General features: G+C 68.2%; 14 protein-coding genes. 9 read left to right on the plus strand and 5 right to left on the minus strand.

What is annotated here, in order from left to right:
- Window positions 1-74: 74 nt before the first annotated feature.
- Genes ACZ3IC_RS26965 through acnA form a run of 3 tightly spaced genes read right to left on the minus strand, consistent with a single transcriptional unit; the run spans window position 75 to window position 5,529 of the window.
- Complete coding sequence (locus tag ACZ3IC_RS26965; RefSeq protein WP_467420116.1) at window positions 75-1,334, minus strand: ATP-grasp domain-containing protein; 1,260 nt, start codon at window positions 1,332-1,334, stop codon at window positions 75-77.
- Window positions 1,331-2,836: an AMP-binding protein gene (locus ACZ3IC_RS26970; RefSeq protein WP_467420117.1), complete on the minus strand. Its 1,506-nt coding sequence runs from the start codon at window positions 2,834-2,836 to the stop codon at window positions 1,331-1,333. The genes ACZ3IC_RS26965 and ACZ3IC_RS26970 overlap by 4 nt, the downstream gene beginning before the upstream one ends.
- Window positions 2,837-2,862: 26 nt before the next feature.
- Window positions 2,863-5,529: an aconitate hydratase AcnA gene (acnA, locus tag ACZ3IC_RS26975; protein ID WP_467420120.1), complete on the minus strand. Its 2,667-nt coding sequence runs from the start codon at window positions 5,527-5,529 to the stop codon at window positions 2,863-2,865.
- Window positions 5,530-5,611: 82 nt separating this feature from the next.
- On the opposite strand from acnA, the gene ACZ3IC_RS26980 reads away from it, so the two are divergent.
- Window positions 5,612-6,661 carry an isocitrate/isopropylmalate family dehydrogenase gene (locus ACZ3IC_RS26980; RefSeq protein ID WP_467420121.1) on the plus strand — a complete coding sequence of 350 codons (1,050 nt, stop codon included), beginning with the start codon at window positions 5,612-5,614 and terminating at the stop codon, window positions 6,659-6,661.
- A 42-nt stretch (window positions 6,662-6,703) separates the two neighbouring features.
- Here the strand turns inward: ACZ3IC_RS26980 and ACZ3IC_RS26985 are convergent, their stop codons facing one another.
- The gene (locus ACZ3IC_RS26985; RefSeq protein WP_467420123.1) at window positions 6,704-7,843 is read right to left on the minus strand and encodes a homocitrate synthase/isopropylmalate synthase family protein; all 1,140 of its coding nucleotides are present in this window, start codon (window positions 7,841-7,843) and stop codon (window positions 6,704-6,706) included.
- Between the two features lie 303 nt (window positions 7,844-8,146).
- Here ACZ3IC_RS26985 and ACZ3IC_RS26990 point away from each other — a divergent pair, with 303 nt between their 5' ends.
- From ACZ3IC_RS26990 to ACZ3IC_RS27015, 6 genes are all read left to right on the plus strand, one after another.
- Window positions 8,147-8,977 carry an isocitrate lyase/phosphoenolpyruvate mutase family protein gene (locus tag ACZ3IC_RS26990; protein ID WP_467420126.1) on the plus strand — a complete coding sequence of 277 codons (831 nt, stop codon included), beginning with the start codon at window positions 8,147-8,149 and terminating at the stop codon, window positions 8,975-8,977.
- Window positions 8,978-8,985: 8 nt separating this feature from the next.
- The gene (locus ACZ3IC_RS26995; RefSeq protein WP_467420127.1) at window positions 8,986-10,083 is read left to right on the plus strand and encodes an isocitrate/isopropylmalate dehydrogenase family protein; all 1,098 of its coding nucleotides are present in this window, start codon (window positions 8,986-8,988) and stop codon (window positions 10,081-10,083) included.
- Window positions 10,084-10,231: 148 nt separating this feature from the next.
- Window positions 10,232-11,068, plus strand: coding sequence for an AAC(3) family N-acetyltransferase (locus ACZ3IC_RS27000; protein WP_467420128.1), 837 nt, complete (start codon window positions 10,232-10,234; stop codon window positions 11,066-11,068).
- On the plus strand, window positions 11,065-12,411 hold the full coding sequence (locus ACZ3IC_RS27005; RefSeq protein WP_467420130.1) for a FrbG: 1,347 nt from the start codon (window positions 11,065-11,067) through the stop codon (window positions 12,409-12,411). The genes ACZ3IC_RS27000 and ACZ3IC_RS27005 overlap by 4 nt, the downstream gene beginning before the upstream one ends.
- 17 nt (window positions 12,412-12,428) lie before the next feature.
- A complete protein-coding gene (locus ACZ3IC_RS27010; protein WP_467420132.1) occupies window positions 12,429-14,261 on the plus strand; it encodes an aminotransferase class I/II-fold pyridoxal phosphate-dependent enzyme in 1,833 nt (610 codons plus the stop codon).
- Window positions 14,261-14,821, plus strand: a complete 561-nt coding sequence (locus ACZ3IC_RS27015; RefSeq protein ID WP_467420134.1) for an NUDIX hydrolase — start codon at window positions 14,261-14,263, stop codon at window positions 14,819-14,821. Before ACZ3IC_RS27010 ends, ACZ3IC_RS27015 begins: the two co-directional genes overlap by 1 nt.
- Window positions 14,822-14,896: 75 nt before the next feature.
- Here the strand turns inward: ACZ3IC_RS27015 and ACZ3IC_RS27020 are convergent, their stop codons facing one another.
- Entirely contained in the window at window positions 14,897-15,922 is a 1,026-nt protein-coding gene (locus ACZ3IC_RS27020; protein WP_467420136.1) for a TauD/TfdA family dioxygenase, read from the minus strand.
- A 262-nt stretch (window positions 15,923-16,184) separates the two neighbouring features.
- On the opposite strand from ACZ3IC_RS27020, the gene dxr reads away from it, so the two are divergent.
- Window positions 16,185-17,387: a 1-deoxy-D-xylulose-5-phosphate reductoisomerase gene (gene dxr, locus ACZ3IC_RS27025; protein WP_467420139.1), complete on the plus strand. Its 1,203-nt coding sequence runs from the start codon at window positions 16,185-16,187 to the stop codon at window positions 17,385-17,387.
- A 475-nt stretch (window positions 17,388-17,862) separates the two neighbouring features.
- Window positions 17,863-19,392, plus strand: a complete 1,530-nt coding sequence (locus tag ACZ3IC_RS27030; RefSeq protein ID WP_467420141.1) for a lyase family protein — start codon at window positions 17,863-17,865, stop codon at window positions 19,390-19,392.
- Window positions 19,393-19,411 lie beyond the last annotated feature (19 nt).

Raw genomic sequence — 19,411 nt, forward strand, 5'->3', positions numbered from 1 at the left:
AAGGACACCGGACGGCCGCGCCGGGGGCACCGCGTGATGTCGCGGGGTGCCCCCGGCGCATGCCCGACGCATCGTCAGCCGATGTCGTTCACCTCGACCCGTTCGCTGAACCAGGCACCCAGCGCGTGCATCCGGGCCTCCGCCTCCTCCTCCGAGGGCAGAGCCACCAGGATGCGACCGCCCCGGACGGAGGAGTGGACGAGTTCACCCATGACGTCCCCCTCCTTGAGGTCCACGGTGCCCTGGACGACGCCGTCCTGGCTCAGGAGTTCGTCCAGCGCGGGAACGCTCACCACACGGCCGGCGGGCGCCAGCAGATTGCTCTGGCCGTATACCAGCGGCGCAGTGGGCGGCGCGGGGCGGGACGACGGCAGCCCGACCAGCGCCCTGGCCCACTCGTCCATCAGGTCCACACCCGTCTGCGCGTGCACCATTTCACGGGCCAGGCCTCCGGCGGTACGGCCACCGCACTCGCTGAAGACCAGCCTGTCCGCCTGGTCGAACGCTTCGAGGTGGAAGACGCCGTCCCGGTGACCCAGCGCCCCCAGAGCGCGATCCAGCAGCTCGCCGGCGCGCTCGTACAGGACGGGGTGGCGGTCGGGGCGCAGCAGCACGCTGCCCATGGCGCCGCCCGAGCGGATGGCGATCACGTTCACCAGGTAGCGGGAGACGCTGAAGACCTCGAGCTTCCCGTTCCGGACGACGCCGTCCAGGTGCAGTTCCCGGCCGTGGATGAACTCCTCCACCGCCCACGGTCCCGAGGTCCGTCCCGCCTGGCTCTCCAGGAGTCCGGCGAGGTCCTGCCGGTCGCGCACGGCCCAGGTCCTCTCCGTGCCGGCACCGAGCAGGGGCTTCACCACATAGGGGAAGTCCAGGGCCACGTCGGGCAGTTCCTTGAGGTCGTCGACGGTCAGGGTCGAGGCGACCGGCAGCCCGGCGGCGCGAACGGCCGCCTTCTGGGCGACCTTGTCACGCAGCAGCACAGCCGTTTCGACGGGTATGCCACGCGCGCCCGCGAGCGCGCCGATCACACTCGCTGTCATGAGGGTGAACTCCAGATCGCTGCCCACGGCCGTGAATCCGTCGAGGGGAAGCCCGGACCGGGCGAGCCCGGCCAGGACGGACTCCGTGCCGGTGGGGTCCCCGACGGTGACCAGGTCACCCGTGAACCCGTTGGCACGTACGGCGGTCACCTCGCCCGGCGTGACCACCCAGGTCACCTTGCAGCCGAGGCGGTTGACCGCCGCCACGGACTGGGTGCGCCAGCCGATCAGCAGCAGGTGCTCTTCCTCCGGTACGACGTCGCGCGTCACCGGGAGGTCGGTTCCGGTCATATTTGCTCCTCGATCTGGGTGCGGGCCGACGGCGTGCCGGACTGCCGGGCGGCGAGCTGGACCCGGTCCACCTTGCCCGCGGTGGTACGCGGCAGTTCGGGCACGAAGGTGAAGCGGCGCGGATGCTCGCTCGCGGGCAGCCGTGTGCGCAGCCACTTGCGCAGTTCACGCTCGGCCGGCTCGTCGGGGGTGACGAGGAAGGCCTCGATGAAGGTCCGCTCGGGGTGCTCCACGTCGCGCAGGACGATCGCGGCCTGGGCGATCGAGGCGTGCTCCTCCAGCACGGCTTCGATGGAGGTCAGCTCGATCCGATGACCGCGCAGTTTGACCTGGGCGTCGGTGCGGCCGAGGAATTCCAGTGTGCCGTCCTCGCGATAGCGGCCCCGGTCGCCGGTGCGGTACACCCGGCGCGGGCCGTCGGGCGTTTCGCGGGTGAGGAACGCCCGGGAGGTGAGGTCGTCCCGGTCCAGGTACCCGAGGGCGAGCCCTTCGCCGTACAGGAGAATCTCGCCCTGCTGCCCGGGCTCGGTCACCAGCGGACCCGTACCCTCGTCTGCGCTGTCGGCGGCGTCCGGCAACCCGGCGAGGCAGACCCCGGTGCCCGGCAGCGGACCGCCCAGGGTGATGGCCTCGGCCTCGGTGACCTGTGACGCGGTGGCCCAGATGGTGGCTTCGGTCGGACCGTAGAGGTTCCACAGTTCCTTGCACAGCGGCGTCAGCTGTTTCGCGAGACTGGGCGTGAGAGCCTCACCGCCGGACCAGATACGGGTGTGGGGCGCACCCTGCCAGCCGCTGGTCAGGGCCAGGCGCCAGAAGCTGGGTGTGGCCTGGATGACGTCGGCGGGGTGCTCCTGGGTGAACCGGCCGAACGCCTCGGGGTCGAGCCGGGCCATCGGCGGCGCGGTGATGAACCGGGCTCCGACGGTGAGCGGCACCAGCATCTCCGCCAGTGAGATGTCGAACGACAGAGCCGTCATCGAGACGATGGACTCGCCCGCCGCCAGGCCGGGGACGCGGGCCAGGCCGGCCAGCCGACTGAGCAGTGAGGTGTGCGGTACGGCAACGCCTTTCGGACGTCCGGTGGATCCCGAGGTGTAGAGCACATATGCCACCTCCTGGAAGGAGGGCTCGCGTGGCTGTGGCACCAGGTCGACCGCCGGTGCCTCGATGTCGAAGCGGTGGTCGTCGGCCTCCTTCATGAGCAGCGCCGGACGGGCGTCGGTCAGCAGTGCCGCACGCTGCAACGGCGGGCTCTCCTGGCTGAGCGGCAGCACTGCGCAGCCGGCCTTCGCCGCCGCGAGCAGTGCTATGGACCCGCAGGTGCCTTTGGACGCGTCCACGGCCACCAGGGCGCCGGCGGGGGCGCGTTCAGCGATGGCGGCGGCAACTTCGGCGGCACGGTCGACGAGTTCCCGGTACGTGATGTCGTACGCGTCGGTGACGGCCACGGCCGAGGGGGCCTTGCGGGCCTGTTCCGCGACGATGTCCCACATGGTCGTCATGGGTGTCCCTTCGATGTAAGGGGAGGTCACTGGGCACTCAGGAGGCTGTCGGCGACGGCGCGCAGGAAGCCGCCCTTGCGCACATAGTCGAGTTCACCGCTCGTGTCGACGCGGGCGTGCATGCGCCATTGCCTGGAAGCGCCGGTCTCGGTGTCGAGGGCGCGTACCAGCACCTCGCCCCGGGGTTCCAGGCCGTCCAGGCCGACGATGTCGAAGGCTTCGTGGCCGGTGAGGCCCAGGGAGTCCGGGCTGTCGCCCTCGGCGAACTGCAGCGGAACGATGCCCATGCCGATCAGGTTGCTGCGGTGGATGCGCTCGAAGCTCTGCGCCAGCACGGCCCGGACGCCCAGCAGCGCGGGTCCCTTGGCCGCCCAGTCGCGGGAGCTGCCGAAGCCGTAGTCCTTGCCGGCCACCACGACGACGGGCGTGCCGGCGGCCGCGTAGGCGGTCGAGGCGTCGTACACGCTCATGGTCTGCCCGGTGGGGGTGTGGACGGTGTGGCTGCCGCGCAGGTCCGGGGTCAGCCGGTTGCGGAACTTGATGTTGGCGAATGTGCCGCGGATGAGCACCTCGTGATTGCCCCGGCGGCAGCCGTAGGAGTTGTACTGCGCTGGCGGTACTCCGGCGTCGGACAGGAAGCGCCCGGCCGGTGAGTCCTGCGCGATGGAACCCGCCGGCGAGATGTGATCGGTGGTGGTCGAGTCCCCGGCGTAGACGAGGACCCGGGCTCCGCTCAGGTCGGACAGCGTGTGCCGTGACTCCTCGTCGAAGAACGGAGACCTGATGAGGTAGTCGGAGCCGGCGGGCCAGTCGTAGACGGGTCCGGACGGGAACTCCAGTGCCCCCCACGCCTCGTCGCCGACGAACAGCGAGGCCTTCTCCCGGCCGAAGTGCTCGAACGAGACGCAGCCGACGGCTTCGCTGATCTCCTGCGGTGTCGGCCAGAGATCGCGGAGGTACACGTCCCGGCCCTCGGGGTCGACGCCGACGGGCTGCGACGTGAGGTCGGTGAGCACGGTTCCGGCCAGCGCGTACGCGAGCACGAGCGCGGGCGAGGCGAGATAGGCGGCGGCGACGTCGGGGTGGATGCGTCCCTCGAAGTTGCGATTGCCCGACAGTACGGCGGACAGCCGGACCCCGGTGGTGCGTACGGCCTCCTCGGCGAGCGGTGACAGACCGCCCGAGTTGCCGATGCAGGTGGTACAGCCGAAGCCCGCCACGGTGAAGCCGAGCTTCTCGAAGCTCGGCAGCAGCCCTGCCGCGTCCAGGTAGTGGATCACGGCCCGGGAGCCGGGGGCCAGGCTGGTCTTGACCCACTCCGGCACGGTCAGCGCGCGCTCCACCGCCTTACGGGCAACCAGGCCGGCCGTCACCATGGAGATCGGGTTCGAGGTGTTGGTGCAGCTGGTGATGGCAGCGATGGCGATCGCGCCGTCCTCGACCAAGGGGGCGCCGGGGGCGGCGTCCACGGGCTGTTTTGCCGGTGTGTCCATTCGCTCGGGGAAGCTGGCCGGCACGGAGTGGAGAGGGATCCGCTCCTGCGGGCGGCGCGGACCGGCGACGACGGGCTCGACCGCGCTCAGGTCGAACTCGACGGTCCGGGCGAAGACGGGCTCCTGAGTGCTGTCCAGCGGAACGAACAGCCCCTGCTCCTTGCTGTACGCCTCCACCTGGGCGATCTCGTCCTCGGGACGCCCGGTCAGCCGCAGATACGACAGGGTCGCCTCGTCCACCGGGAAGAACGCCACGGTGCAGCCGTACTCGGGGGCCATGTTCGAGAGCGTGGCCCGGTCGGGCAGCGACAGCTCCGCGACGCCGGGCCCGAAGAACTCGACGAACTGCCCCACGACGCCGGTGCCGCGAAGGAACTCGGTCATGGTCAGCGCAAGGTCGGTGGCCGTGCTGCCGGTCGGCAGCGCACCCGTCAGCCGGACACCGACAACAGGCGGGCTGAGCAACGAGATCGGGTGGCCGAGCAGCGCGGTCTCGGCCTCGATGCCGCCGACGCCCCAGCCGAGCACCCCGAGCGCACCCACCATGGGGGTGTGCGAATCGGTGCCGAGGACCGAGTCAGGGGCCAGCAGGCCCTGCGTGTCCGTCATGACGACGCGGGCCAGGTGCTCCAGGTGCATCTGGTGGACGATGCCCTTGCCGGGCGGTACGACGCGCAGTCCGGCGACCTCCTGCTGGGCCCAGCGCAGGAACCGGTAACGCTCGTTGTTGAGTTCGTACTCGCGCCGCATGTTGAGGCTCAGGGCGTCGGGCCGTGCCCATGCGTTCACCTCGACCGAGTGGTCGACGACGAGGTCGACGGGGAGCGCGGGCCTGGCCTTGCGGGGGTCCAGCCCGCGTTGCTCCATGATGGAGCGCAGGGATGCCAGGTCGGCGAGCACCGGAATGCCGGAGTGGTCCTGCAGGATCAGCCTGGTCGGGCGGAACAGGACTTCGACATCGGGGCCCTCACCCGTGCTCGCGGAGATCAATTCGGCACAGGTCGACAAAGCCTGGTCAATTCCCTGACCGCCTTGTTCGACGCTGGCAGAAATGGCGTTCCGTAGTATATTCTCCACCAGAATCCGGATACTGCGGGGTGCGGTCGCCATGCCGCCGAGTCCATTCTCTTCGGCGGCTTCCAGGCTACAGAACCGGGCCGTTCCGTCCGGCAGGTCCAGGGTGCGCAGCAAGTTATGCATTCTTATTTGCTCTTATTTCTCGTCGAAGGACTTATGCAGCGTGCAGGGTCCATGAACGGACGCTGCCGGGAACGAGGTTCACATGATGGATACCGCAGTGTGCGAGGTTGCTCTGTGGCAGAGCCCGGAGCCGTCCGTCGCGGCTGACGTCGACGTGGCGATCGATGTACTGGAGTTGGCGGGGCTCGCTGTGCAGTGGGTCCGCACAGCACCGGGGTCCACCGCGCCGGGAGAGGTGAATGAGCAGGTGAAGGCCGGTCTTCTGGCGCCCCTGCATACCTCGCCGACACAGGCTCAGGCGCTCGCCCGGCAGGCTCGCCAGGACTGGGGAGCGGCTCTCAGCCTCATCGGCAGGCGTGGTCCGAGCCTTCGTGGCGGGGTGGATCTGGATGTGCTCCTGATGCGGGCGGAATTCGACCTCAGTGATACCGGAATAGAATTTCCGGAAAACTCCGAAGATGTCGAACAACTGCGCCGAATAACTGTGGAGCACAGTGCACGGCCGCTGCGTACAGAGGCCGCCGCTGCTGTTCACACCGCTGACCCGGAACGCATTCGAGCATGTGTCATGAGCGCGGTGGAGGTGTGTCGCGAGAGGGGTGTAGGGCGGATTACCGTTGCCCATAAGGGAAACTCCATCAAATACACTGACGGGCTCTTCGCGTTGACTGCGCGTGAGGCAATGGAGGAACTGGTCGATTCTCCGGGAATCGTGTACGAAAGCTTGATCATCGATCATATGGCCGCTGAACTGGTGAGGAATCCGGAAAAGTACCGGGCCGTTCTGACGCACAGTGCGTTCGCCGATCTGCTGGCCGCGGTCCTCGAAGGACAGCTGGCCGAGGACCGGGGCGGTGTGTGCACCGCGCTCGACACCGCCGGCCGACCCCAGTTCGGCTATGACACCGCGCTGGACACCACACGCCTCGAAGGCGAGAGCGCGGACCGGGCCCGCGTGCGTCGGCTGCGCTCGACACTGCTGGCCGGCGCGGAACTTGCCGGGTATCTCTCGCTCGACACGGTCCGGGCGGCGATCGAGGCCGCTGTCACCGCCGTGGAGAACGACGGTTCGACCTGGCACGCCGCCGAGAGGGCCGCGCGTCACGCCGTAGGACGGGGCGGTACCCGATGACGGCGTGACGCGCGGTTTCACCGCTCCGCCGATGAGAGGCTGTCAGGCAGCCGTCTCCGCGAGGGCCTTCTTGTAGAGCTCGACGGTCGTCTCCTGGGAGACCGCTCCGCGGACCCGGATCGACTCGGCGCGAACCGCGTCGAGCACCTGGCCGAGAAGGTCCTCGCGGGCCTCGATGCCCTGCTGCTCCAGTGCCCAGGCCACGAGTGCGCGACCGGAGTGCTTGCCGAGCACGTACCGGCGCTCACCGCCGACGTGCTCCGGCGGGAAGGGCTCGAAGCTGGAGGTGTCGCGGAACATGCCGTTCGCGTGGATGCCGGACTCGTGCGCGAACACGTTGTCACCGGTCACCGGCTGCCAGGGCAGCACCTCGTGGTTGGCCGCCTCGGCGACGAGCCGGCTCATGTCCTTGAGCTTGGTGAGGTCGATGCCCAGGTCGCGGTCGTAGAGCTTCTTGAGCGCGACGACGACTTGCGCCAGGTCCGCCATACCGGCCCGCTCGCCGATGGCGTTGACCGTGACGTGGAAGTAGCGGGCACCGGCCTTGAGCCCGGCCAGGGTGTTCGCTGTCGCCAGACCGAAGTCGTTGTGGGCGTGGCACTGAGTGTCGATCGGGGCGGCCTCGCCCACGGCGGCCACCCGCTCGCCGTACGCCTCCGGGCCGAGCAGACCGACGGTGTCGGACAGGCGCAGACGGTCGGCGCCGGCCTCGTGCACGACGCCGGCGTACTCCTGCAGGAACGAGATCTCCGTGCGGGCGATGTCCTCGGCGCTGATGGAGACGAACGCCCCCCGGTCCTTGGCCATCTTGATGAGTTCGGTGGCCGTGCTCAGCAGCCATGAGCGGTCCTTGCGGACGCTGGCCTTGAGGTGGCCGGCCGAGGTGGGCAGGCCGATGTGCACAGCCTTGAAGCCCATGTCGAGCGAGCGCTCGACGTCCTCGCGGACACCGCGGTGCCAGACGACGAGGCGGGCCTCGTCCTGCCGGTCCACACAGGACCGGATGAAGTCCAGCTCCTCGCCGCCCATGGCGGGGATACCGATCTCGACCGAGGTGACACCGGCCTCGATAAGAGAATTCAAGATCTTGGTCTTGGTTTCCTTGGAGAAGGCAACCCCGGGAGTTTGCTCGCCGTCTCGGAGGGTCGTGTCCTCGAGGATGATGTCATTCCGGATAGCCACTGAGATCGAAACCTTTCGCTCTGATTGCCTCAAGGCGATGCAATGCCGCCTCGCGGTGAATTCAATAACAAGACGGATCAAGATCCCCATGCCGGGGTGAAACGGGCATACATGCCGGACCGAAACGGGCATACATGGCTATTCGATGCCGGTTCCCCCCGTATCGGAAAGCTCTTGCCAACTTGTCTTGTGGCGCGGTTCACTACCGTAGCCGGTATGGGTTGCAACTGTACATGGGCATGTTCTTGATGAACACCTCTTAAGCGTCGCGTGGACAGCGTGGCCGAGACAGCGGGAGAATTCTTGAATAAGCGGAAGATGCTGCGCGAGGCTATTTCCAGGAATGGTTTCTCCATGGCGGCCGGTGTGCACGATGGGCTGAGTGCGCGAATTGCGCAGAGAAGTGGATTCGGTGTGCTGTGGGCGAGCGGCCTCGGTATATCGGCTTCCTACGCCGTCCCGGACGACAGCATTCTGACGATGACGGAGTTCCTGAACGCCGCGCGAGCGATGAACGACGCGACGGATCTTCCGGTGCTCGCCGACTGCGACACCGGCTTCGGCGATGTGCGCAACGTCGCCCGCATGGTGGACCAGTACGAGCGGGCCGGCATCGCCGGCGTCTGTATCGAGGACAAGACCTTTCCGAAGCGCAATTCCCTGGGTACCGGCTCCCAGGACCAGGAGACGATCGAGGGCTTCGCCTCCAAGATCAAGACGGCCAAGCAGGCCCAGAGCACCGAGGACTTCGTGGTCGTTGCCCGGATCGAGACCTTCATTGCCGGTGGTCAGAAGGGCGATGCCATCGCCCGGGCCGATGCCTACGTGGCGGCCGGCGCCGACGCCATCCTGATCCACTCCAAGTCGAAGGACGGACTGGAGATCCTCGACTTCGGCCGGAGCTGGGCGAACAAGGAGGTCCCGCTCGTGGCGGTGCCGACCACCTATCCCGGAGTCGATGCCGCGCAGCTGCGCGAGGCCGGCTTCTCCCTGGCCATCTACGCGAACCAGGCCCTGCGGGCGTCGATCACCGCCATGGAGGCCAGCCTCACGCGGATCTCCCAGCAGGGATCCACCAGCAGCATCGAGGGCGAAATCGCCGCACTGGGCGATGTATTCCAGCTCCAGGGCTGATGGGGAACATGAGTAAATACAGAGTCACCCTTGTGCCGGGTGACGGAAGCGGTCCGGAGCTCATTGCCGCCGCCCGCTCCGTGCTGGATGCCGCGGCGAGCGCGGCGGGATTCTGCTTCGACTGGAATGTTCGGCAGGCCGGACAGGGTGCTCTCGATGAGTCGGGTGAATTGCTGCCGAGCGCGACGCTCGACGCCATCCGGGATGACGGAATAGCCCTGAAAGGCCCTACGACAACTCCGATCGGCACCGGGCACAGGTCGGTGAACATAACCATTCGGCAAGAACTGGATCTCTACGCCTGCCTCCGGCCGGTGCGGGTACTTCCTGGCCGGGATGATGGTCGGGGAATCGACCTCGTGGTTGTCCGGGAGAACACCGAGGACGTCTACTCGGGGCTTGAGTACCCGGCGGGTTCGCCCGGCGCGAAAACAGTTGTGGACATGTTGGCGAGCCGTGGCATCGGTATCTCCACCGATGCCGGCGTGTCGCTGAAACCGTTCACCCCGGAAGGCTGCCGCAGGGTCGTCGAATTCTCGTTCGACTATGCGCGACGGAACGGCCGGAAGCTGGTGGAGATCGCTGCGGACGCCCATCGCTACCCGGTCACGGAGGGGATGTTCACGCGGATCGGCGGGGCCGTCGCCGAAGGCTTCTCGGACGTGCCCTCCCGAGTGGTGCCGGTCACCGAACTGTGTGCGTCGTTGCTCAGGTCCCCCCTGGACCATGACGTCATCGTCCTGCCGAACCTCTACGGGGACATCGTGTCGGACATCACCGCGGCCCTGGTGGGTGGCCTGGGGGTGGCTCCGGGGGCCAACATCGGTGACCGGCACGCCGTGTTCGAGGCGACGCACGGGTCGGCCCCGGAGTTCGCGGGCACCGACCGGCTCAACCCCACGGCACTGATCTTCTCCGGCTGCATGCTGCTCGACCACCTCCGGGAGCACGAGACGGCGGCCCGGGTCCGCACCGCCGTCGAGGACGTCGTGCGAGAGGGGCGGGTCCTGACCTTCGACCTGCTCGAACCGGCGCGGGCGCTCACCGCGGCGACCACGACGGAGTTCACGGCCGCGGTCATCGACCGGATCCGGCAATCGGCATGACAGGAAACATCGACCGGATCCGGCAATCGGCATGACAGGAAACATCGACCGGATCCGGCAATCGGCATGACAGGAAACATCGACCGGATCCGGCAACCGGCATGACAGGAAACTCGGTGCGCGCGACATCGCGCTGTTGGAGATGCGTATGAACCCGAAATCGACACAGACCGGACCGGTCACGCGGGAGAGCCTGTACAAGGACTTCATGGCACTGGGCGTCACCCGCGGCCGGACCCTTCTCGTCCACGCATCGCTCTCGTCCCTCGGCTGGGTGTGCGGCGGCGCTCAGACCGTTGTGCGCGCATTGCAGGACGCCGTGGGCGACGAGGGGACTCTCGTGATGCCCACCTTCTCGGGCGATCAGTCCGATCCGGCGACGTGGCGCAGGCCCGCGGTGCCGGAGAGCTGGTGGCCCGTCATCAGGGAGCAGATGCCCGTTTTCGACCCGGCACTCACACCCACGCGGGGCATGGGCGTGATCGCGGACACCTTCCGCCGCGCGCCGGGTGTCGCGCGCAGCCTCCACCCGCAGAACTCGTTCGCGGCCTGGGGCAGGCATGCCCGGGAGATCACCGGGAACCACGGCCCCGAGGAGCGGCTGGGCGAAGGCTCTCCGCTGGAGCGGATCTTCGACCTCGACGGTCACGTCCTGCTCCTGGGCTGCGGTTTCGAGAGCAACACGTCCTTCCATCTGGCCGAGTACCGCACGGCCTATCCCGGACGGGCACGGACGACCCGCATCGTCCCGGTGCCGCGCGGGGACCGCAACGAGTGGGTGGCCCAGGACGACATCGTCTACTACGAGGAGGACTTCCACGAGATGGGTGAGAGCTGCTTGTCGGCCGTCGAGGGGCACGCGCGCGGCCACGTCGGGGAGGCCCTGGCGACGCTCTATCCCCAGCGGCCGTTCGTGGACGCGGCGTGCACATGGCTCGCGCGGCATCGCGATCTCACGGCCGGTGGAGCGGCGGTGACCTCGTGACCGGCCGGGAACATTACGGGACGGTCGTCTGCGGGGGCGGCCCGGCCGGAGTCTCCCCGGTGGTGGCGGCAGCTGTACAGGGCCGGCTCGGGGAACTGCTCGACGACGGGGTCCTGCTGATCGAGGCGGGGGAGCGGGCGGGTGCCGGAGCGTTCGCCCGCTACCGGATTCGCGCGAACTCCCTCGGTTCCGTCTTCCTGGAATGCCTGGACGGTCCGGCGGGCAAGGAGCTCCTGGCCGGCCTGGAGGACACACCGGAGGTCGAGGCGCTGCGTGCGTGGGCGGACGACTACCCCCCGCTCCCACTCGTCGGTGCTTTCCTGGCGCTGGTCGGCGACCGGGTCGTGTCGACGCTGCGCGCGCATCCCAGGTGCGATGTCCTGCTGGGTCACCGCGTCGACGAGGTCCGGCTGGAGCCGGACGGTGCCCGGGTCCGTGCCACCGCCGCCGATGGCGAGATCCGCGAGGTGCGCGGGGAGCGGGTGCTCGTGGCGATGGGAGGGGCCGAGCGGACCGACATCGCATCCGGGGCGCTGGAACAGCTCTCCGCAGCCAACCCGCACATGCGGATTCTGACGTCCGGTCAGGTGGTCGGCGACGGCGCGTGGTTGCCGACGGCCGCCAATTCCCCGTACCGGGACCTGCGCCGCATCACCGTGCTCGGTGGTGCGCACAGTGCGTGGGCCATTGCCGCGCAGCTCGGTGTGCTGTCCCAGGAGGGGTGGTTCACCGGGGACGTCGAGGTGCGTGTGGTGGAGCGGCAGGAGCCGCCGATCTTCTACTTCAACCCGGACGACGCCGCCGCGGACGGGTACCGCTTCTCGCCCGACCAGGACGTGTGCCCGCTCAGCCGCCGCGTCCATCGGTTCGCCGGACTGCGTGGCCCCGCCCGCGAACTGGCCCGCCGCGTCATGGGACTTGCCCCTCAGTCGGCGCCGGACGGCTTCGTCGCGCTGACGGTTCCCGGGCCGTGGACCGGGCCGGTGCTGGAAGAGGCGGGTGCGGCGGAGACGGATCTGCTCATCACCTGCCTCGGCTACGACGCTCTGCTGCCGCGGATGGTCGGGCCCGATGGTGCCGAACTGACGCTGGCCCGCCGCTCCGGCGCCGTGGACACCGGTACCACCGGTATTCCGACGCGGGAGTCGGGCGAACCGGTAGACCGTCTGGTCGTCTACGGGCTGGGCGCCGGTCTCGTGCCGTCCGGCAGCATCGGCGGCGAACCCGGATACCGGGGCCGGCTGGACGGCGTATGGATCTATCAGCACGACATCGGAGCAGTCGTTCTCGACTCGCTGCTGCCGTCGGCCGAGCAGGGTCGAGGCCGGGGAGCGGGCCGATGAGCCAGGAAAGGAACCCCGTGACCAGGACTGAACTGCCCACCCGGGCCATTGTGCTGGCGGCCGGACTCGGGCAGCGGCTCGGACATGCCTCCAGCCGACGGCCCAAGCCGCTGACTCCGTTGGCGGGCCGGCCCATCCTCGCCCACACGCTCGGCCACCTCGCGGCGGCGGGGGTGCAGGAGACCGTCCTCGTCGTGGGGCACCTGCGCGAGCTGATCGAGGAGCTGGCCGGCGCGGAGTTCGCGGGCATGAAGATCCGCTACGTCGTCAACGAGAACGCGGCCACGACGAACAATCTGCACTCCGTCTGGCTCGCCCGCGATTACTTCGACCAGGACGTGCTGCTCCTGGAGGGCGACGTCGTGTTCGAGGCCGAGGTGCTGGAGCGCCTCGGTGCGTTCGCGGGTGCCAGCGTCGCGGCGGCGGCGCAGCCGCTGCGCGCCCTGCGGGGCACGGTAGTGTCGAAGGACGCCGACCACCGGCTCACACGGTACGTCGACGACCGGCAGCAGTCCGGTGCCTTCGACCACCCGGGCTTCCTGAAGACCGCCAATCTCTACCTGTTGCGCGAAGAATTCCTCCAGGAGGGCTTCCTGCCGGCCCTGAACGCCCTCAACAGCGTTCTCGGTGGGCAGGGTTACTACGACTACGCCATCAGCTCCGGCATCGAGACCGGCGATCACACCTGGGCCGTCGCCGACATCACCGACCTGGCCTGGTACGAGGTGGACGACCCGGGCGACCGCAGGCAGGCGGAGTTCAGGCTGCTCCCGGCGGCGGAACAGAAGCGTGTGCTCGAAACACTGCACGGCGGGTACTGGCGATACGGGGTCAAGGATCACGCCCTGCTGTACAACGTGCACTTCCCGCCCGCCGCGATGATGGACATCCTGAGGTCCGATTTCGACGCGGTCGTGCGGAACTATCCGTCGGCGCATGCCCCGTTGACGGAACTGGCGGCCACCATCGCGGCGCGTGCGCCCGAGGAGGTCGTGCTGGCCAACGGCAGCTCCGAACTCATCAAGATGCTGGCCCGTATGCGCGGCAACTGGGCTGTTCCCGTACCCGGTTTCAATGAGTACGAGAACGTCGTCGGCACTGACCGGGTGAAGCGATTCCAGCTGTACGGACCGGACTTCACCCTGCCCGTCGAGGAGTACGCGGCGTTCATCGAGAAGTCCGGTGTGGACACCGCCGTGGTGGTCTCGCCGAACAACCCCACCTCGGTCGGCGTACCGCTCACCGACCTGCGCCGCCTGGCCGAACTCGTCGGGCCGGACGTCCTCCTGGTGATCGACGAGTCGTTCGTGGACTTCGCCCGGGCCCCGGTCGCGTCCATCGTGCCGCACCTCGACGAGCACTCCAACGTCCTCGTTCTGAAGAGCATCAGCAAGGTGTACGGAGTCGGAGGGATCCGCCTCGGCTATGCCGTGACCGGCATCAGGGAAATGGCTGCAGAGATGCGGCGGGAGCTGCCGATCTGGGACATCAACGGATTCGCCGAGGAATTTCTCCGGGTGCTCCCGCACTTCCGCTCCGATTTCGCCGACAGCTGCCGGCGTATGCAGGAGAACACTCGGGCGCTGGCCGAGGGGCTTTCCGCAATTCCTGGAATCCGGGTCGTACCACCGGACGCCAATTTCGTTTTCGTGGAGATAACCGCGCCGATAGATGCCCCGGAACTGAGCCTGGAGCTTTATCGACGGCACCGGATCCTGACGAAGGAGTGCTCCGGCAAGTCGATGCCCGGCGGTGCACAGTATCTTCGGATCTCCAGCCGCAGCATGGCCGAGAATGCGGTCGTCGTGGAAGCGGTGGCGGGGATCGTGGCGGAAGCGCGAGGTGCCTGATGGTCCCGGGGGAAGCGGAGCCCAGGCCGGTCCGGTGGATCGGTCACGGTGAGCGCGAGGTGCACCGGAGCCGCTGGCTGACGCTGTCGGCCGCCCGGGTCGAACTGCCGGACGGGGAGTTCGTCGACCACCACTTCATCCGTACACCGCCGGCCGCGATCGTCGTCGCGGTCGACGGGGAGGACCAGGTCCTGATGATGTGGCGCCATCGGTTCGTGGCCGATCTGTGGGGCTGGGAACTGCCGGGCGGCCTGGTGGACGAGGGTGAGGATCCGGCGACGACGGCGGCGCGAGAGCTGGAGGAGGAGACGGGCTACCGCGCCGGGAGCGTGGAGCCGCTGCTGACGTACCAGCCCATGGCAGGCATGGTGGATGCTCCCCATCACGTCTATCTGGCACGCGACGTACGCCGTGTGGGGCACCCCGTGGATGCGAACGAGGCGGAGCGGACGGAGTGGATGACGCCTGAGCGGTGTGCGGATGTCGTGCACGGCGGGCGCACGCTCACCTCCGGCACGGCTATCGGCCTGCTGTCCTTCCTGTCGCGCGTCCCGCGCTGACAGCACGTTCTGGACGCACGCGTGTGCCACGCCGGATCTCCGGCGTGGCACACGCGCTGACGGCGGTGTCGCAGGTCAGTCCTTCTGCTGCACGACAGCTGCTCGCTGCATGCCCCACCGGTGGGTGGACATGAACGACGGGAACTCCCGGCCGTTCTCGACGTTGATCCACAGGCGCAGCAGGTGGCGGGTCGTATCCGTGGCGCCGTCCTGGTCGTCGCTGTAGGCGGCCCGGCGGTGGACGGTGGTGTTGTCGTCGACGAGCTGCATGTCACCCGGCTCCAGCCGCATGGACACGTAGTTCTCCTCGCGCGCCGCGATGGCCTCGAACGTGTCGAGTGCCAGCTTCTCGGCCTCCGACTGGAAGAACCCCAGCTTGGCGGGGGCCGAGTCGGCGAACTGGCGCAGGAAGTAGCGGCAGGTCAGCTTGTTGTCGAAGTAGCCGTAGATGGAGTTCTTGTACGCCGGCGGGGTGCCGGGCGGCTCTTCGCCGCGGTAGTCGTAGAAGACGCCTGCGTAGTAGAGGCCGAGCAGCTCGGGGGCTTCGGCCAGCAGGTCGTTGTAGATCTGCATGGCGCTGGCGACGTAGAACTCACCGCCGTGCTGTGCCTGCTGCAGGCACAGCAGGGCCGCGATGTCCGGGGCGTCGCTGTGGAAGGGAAGCGCCTCGTTCGTCTGGTAGCCGCGGACCGTCTTGCTGTTCAGGCGGCCGACACCGTGGTCCTTGATGGAGACGACGCGATCGCCGCGGCCGTTCTGCGGCACGGCCTTGCCCAGATGCAGGCCGACGACGCCGAAGACGGTCTGGGCCTCATCGAGGGTCAGGCCCTCGACCGGGATGCCCTTGACCATGGCGAGACCTCGGCCGTTCTCCAACTGGTCGACGCATCGGGCGAAGAGATCGGCGGACGCCTGGAGCGGAACGGAAGTGCGGTCCAGGGACCAGACGTCCTGGCTGTTCGCAGAGATCTTCTCAGCGGATTCCAGGATCTCGGCGCGCATCTTCTCGTCGAGGATGTACGTCCACTGCGAAGCGTCCTCGACGTCGCTGCGACGCCAGACGCTGGGGCCGGTTACAGGGGTCTTCAATATCTCGACCACGAATTTTTCCTTTTCGATGTCTTTTTGGTCTCGCCATTGAGTCGAAAAGCCTGACTGGAATTCATCTTTAGATCCAGGTTTTCTCATTGGTGATCGTCTTGTCAAGACTCGGATGTCGAATAATTCGGACATTCTGGAAAGCTGCCTTGCGTGCCGCGCGATGTTTCCAGTCCATATCGCGAGCTCTTCGCCTCGTGCGGCGCCGGATGGCGGCGTCGAACAGGTGGGAGACTTTGATGGATCCGCGTCCTACGATGGCCTGGTGACTGCCAACAACAGCGTGCCCAGCAATGTCGTCATTCTTGGATCCACCGGATCGATCGGCACCCAGGCCATCGACGTGATCCTGCGCAATCCCGATCGGTTCCGCGTACAGGCCCTCTCCGCCGGTGGGGGAAACCTCCAGTTGCTTGCCCGACAGGCGCTGGATCTCGGCGTCGAGACGGTGGCCGTAGCCGCATCGGAGGCGGAAGCCGGCCTCCGCGCCGCGCTGAAGTCCGAGGCTGACGCGCGCGGAGGCCCGCACGCCATGCCCGAGATCATCTCGGGCCCGGACGCTTCAACTTACCTTGCCTCGCTGCCCTGCGACTCCGTGCTCAACGGCATCACCGGCTCTGTCGGCCTCGCCCCGACGCTCGCGGCGCTCGACGCGGGGAGCCGGCTCATCCTTGCCAACAAGGAATCGCTGATCGTCGGCGGCCCGTTGGTGAAGAAGCGCGCGAAGCCCGGACAGATCATTCCGGTCGACTCCGAGCACTCCGCCCTCTTCCAGTGCCTGCAGGGTGACAAGAGCGAGTCGGTGCGCCGTCTGGTGCTCACCGCGAGCGGCGGCCCGTTCCGTGGCCGTACGCGCGCGGAGATGGCAGAGGTCACTCCCCAGGAAGCGCTGGCGCACCCGGTCTGGGACATGGGTCCTGTGGTGACGATCAACTGCGCGAACCTGGTGAACAAGGGACTTGAGGTGATCGAGGCGCATCTGCTCTTCGACATCCCCTTCGACCGCATTGACGTGGTCGTTCACCCGCAGGTGATGGTGCACTCCATGGTCGAGTTCATCGACGGCTCGACGATCGCGCAGGTGAGCCCGCCCGACATGCGACTGCCCCTCTCTCTCGGCCTCGGGTGGCCGGACCGGGTCGCCGACGCCGCGCCGACGTGCGACTGGACCAAGGCCGCGACGTGGGAGTTCTACCCGGTGGACGACCAGGCCTTCCCGGCGGTGCGCCTGGCGTGCGAGGTCGGCGAGGCGGGCGGCACGATGCCGGCCGTCTTCAACGCGGCCAATGAGGAGTGCGTCGCGGCGTTCACCGAAGGCAGGCTGAAGTTCAACGGGATCGTCGACACCCTGAAGCGCATCGTCGACGAGCACGACCTCGTGCCGGGCGAATCGATGACGCTGGAGGCCGTCGCCGACGCGGAGCGCTGGGCTCGCAAGCGGGCGCAGGAGCTGACCGCTTCCGTCTGAGTCGGGTCGGCCGTCTCATCGGTGTGAACGGCTGCGGGACCCCGCCTGTTGGGTGGGGTCCCGCAGCTGTGTGGCGCAGGGCGCGGGTTGTCGTCACGCCGCCCGACGAGAAGGCGCACTTCCAACGCGAGCGGCTCTAGGGCGGCGAGATCCTCGACCAGAAGGACGCCACATACCCGGGCGCTTCGTCGACCCCATCGGTGTCAGCTGGCGCCGACCGCCGACCGCCGACCGCCGACCGCCGCCACCCAGCGACCCCGCGCCGGGCGGAGTTGGCGATTGAGGGCCAAATCGCACCTTCTCGCATCCCCCAACGCCTTCCTCCGAAAGGGGGAAACGAATCACGTTGACAGGTGGGTCGGCCGTGGGTGATCTTTCCGGCTGCCGGACGAACAGCGGGCGAGCGGCGGATCACGGTCTGCGCGCCCACGACGACCAGAAGCGCCAAGGCCCTTGCAGAGAAGGTGAATCAAGCGTGACGGAAAGCTCCGGTTCCGGATCACGGGAGACCGGCCGCGTCGCGGCTCCGCTCAGCGGGCGGGTCGCGGGGAGCCCCAGTGCCCTGTGGCACGAGGAGGTACTCGGTCCGCACTTCCAGTACGAGGTGGCGAACCTGCTGCCCCGGTACATCGTGATCGAGAAGGTCCTGGCCGCCGAGTACGCGCGGATGGGGGTGATCGCGGACGCGGACGCCCGGGCACTGGGGCAGGCGTTGCACACCGCCGACGCCGAGGTGCTCGTGGCCGATCCGGCGTCCAACATGTCGGACATCACGTTCGCCCTGGAGCGTTACGTGGAGCAGCGGCTGCCGCACCCGATCCCGTCCTGGCACGTCGACCGGAGCCGCAACGACCTCCAGTCCACAGCACAGTTGATGTTCGGACGGCACGAGCTGGCCGGAATCGGCGGCAGACTGCTGGACTTCGGTGCGGCCGTGCACCGGCTGGCCGGGGCCACGCGCGAGCTGCCGATGCCGGGGCACACCCACTTCCAGGCGGCGCAGATCATCACGCCGGGGTACTACCTCTCGGCCGTCTCCGAGCAGATCCTGCACACGCTGCGCCGGATGCTGTCGACGTACGACGGACTGGACTCCTCTCCTCTCGGCTCAGGAGCCATGGCCGGCCAGGAACTCGCCTGGGACCGGGAAAGGATGGCGCGACTGCTGGGCTTCCAGCGGGTCCAGCCGGTCGCGCTGACCGCGGTGGCCTCGCGCGGGTGGGTGGCCGAGGTGACCGCGGAAATGGGGATCCTGGGGGTCGCGCTGAGCCGGTTCGCCACCGATCTGCTGACGTGGGGGAGCAGCGAGTTCGGCTTCATCGATCTGCCGGACGAACTGTGCGGAATCTCTTCGGCGATGCCGCAGAAGAAGAACTTTCCCGTGCTGGAGCGCATCCGGGGACGCACCGCACATCTGACGACGTATCACCTCGACGCGGTGCTGGGACAGCGGAACACCCCGTACACCAACCTCGTGGAGGTGGGGAAAGAGGCCGGGGCGAACTTGGCGACCGCCTACGGCACCCTGCGCAGCGTGCTCCGGCTGTTCACGGAGGTCGTCGAACGACTGAGCTTTCGCGCGGACCGGATGCGGGCCGCCTGCGAACGGGAGTACCTCGGCGGCTTCAGCCTCGCCAATGCGCTGACCCTCGACGAGGGCGTGCCGTGGCGGCGCGCGCAGGTGGTGGCCGGTGCCTACATCGTCGCGGCGATGGAGGCCGGGCTGTCGCCGGACGAGCCCGATGCCGAACTGCTGCGACGGGTGGCGAAGGAGCGTGGGTTCACTCTCCTTGACCCCGCCGCGCTGCTGATGGCCGTGCAGGACGTCGACGCGGGTCTGCGGCGGCTGGTGTCGGCCGGGTCGGCGCATCCGGACTCCACCGCGGCCGTCCTGCGCGGCCAGGAGGGCGAGTACGAGCGGCTCCGCGCGCAGTGGGCGCACCGGGCCTTGCTCGTCAGCGACGGCCTGGCGGAGACGGACGGGCTGCTGGGGATCGGACGGTGAGCGGCGAGTGGAACACCGC

Source organism: Streptomyces sp. NPDC002958 (assembly GCF_055563255.1).

Bases quoted from the DNA above. Each gene is read 5' to 3' on its own strand.
- acnA (WP_467420120.1), bottom strand. From the start codon at position 5,529: ATGCATAACTTGCTGCGCACCCTGGACCTGCCGGACGGAACGGCCCGG.
- ACZ3IC_RS26970 (WP_467420117.1), bottom strand. From the start codon at position 2,836: ATGACGACCATGTGGGACATCGTCGCGGAACAGGCCCGCAAGGCCCCC.
- ACZ3IC_RS26980 (WP_467420121.1), top strand. From the start codon at position 5,612: ATGATGGATACCGCAGTGTGCGAGGTTGCTCTGTGGCAGAGCCCGGAG.
- ACZ3IC_RS27015 (WP_467420134.1), top strand. From the start codon at position 14,261: ATGGTCCCGGGGGAAGCGGAGCCCAGGCCGGTCCGGTGGATCGGTCAC.
- ACZ3IC_RS26965 (WP_467420116.1), bottom strand. From the start codon at position 1,334: ATGACCGGAACCGACCTCCCGGTGACGCGCGACGTCGTACCGGAGGAA.
- ACZ3IC_RS27000 (WP_467420128.1), top strand. From the start codon at position 10,232: ATGAACCCGAAATCGACACAGACCGGACCGGTCACGCGGGAGAGCCTG.
- ACZ3IC_RS26995 (WP_467420127.1), top strand. From the start codon at position 8,986: ATGAGTAAATACAGAGTCACCCTTGTGCCGGGTGACGGAAGCGGTCCG.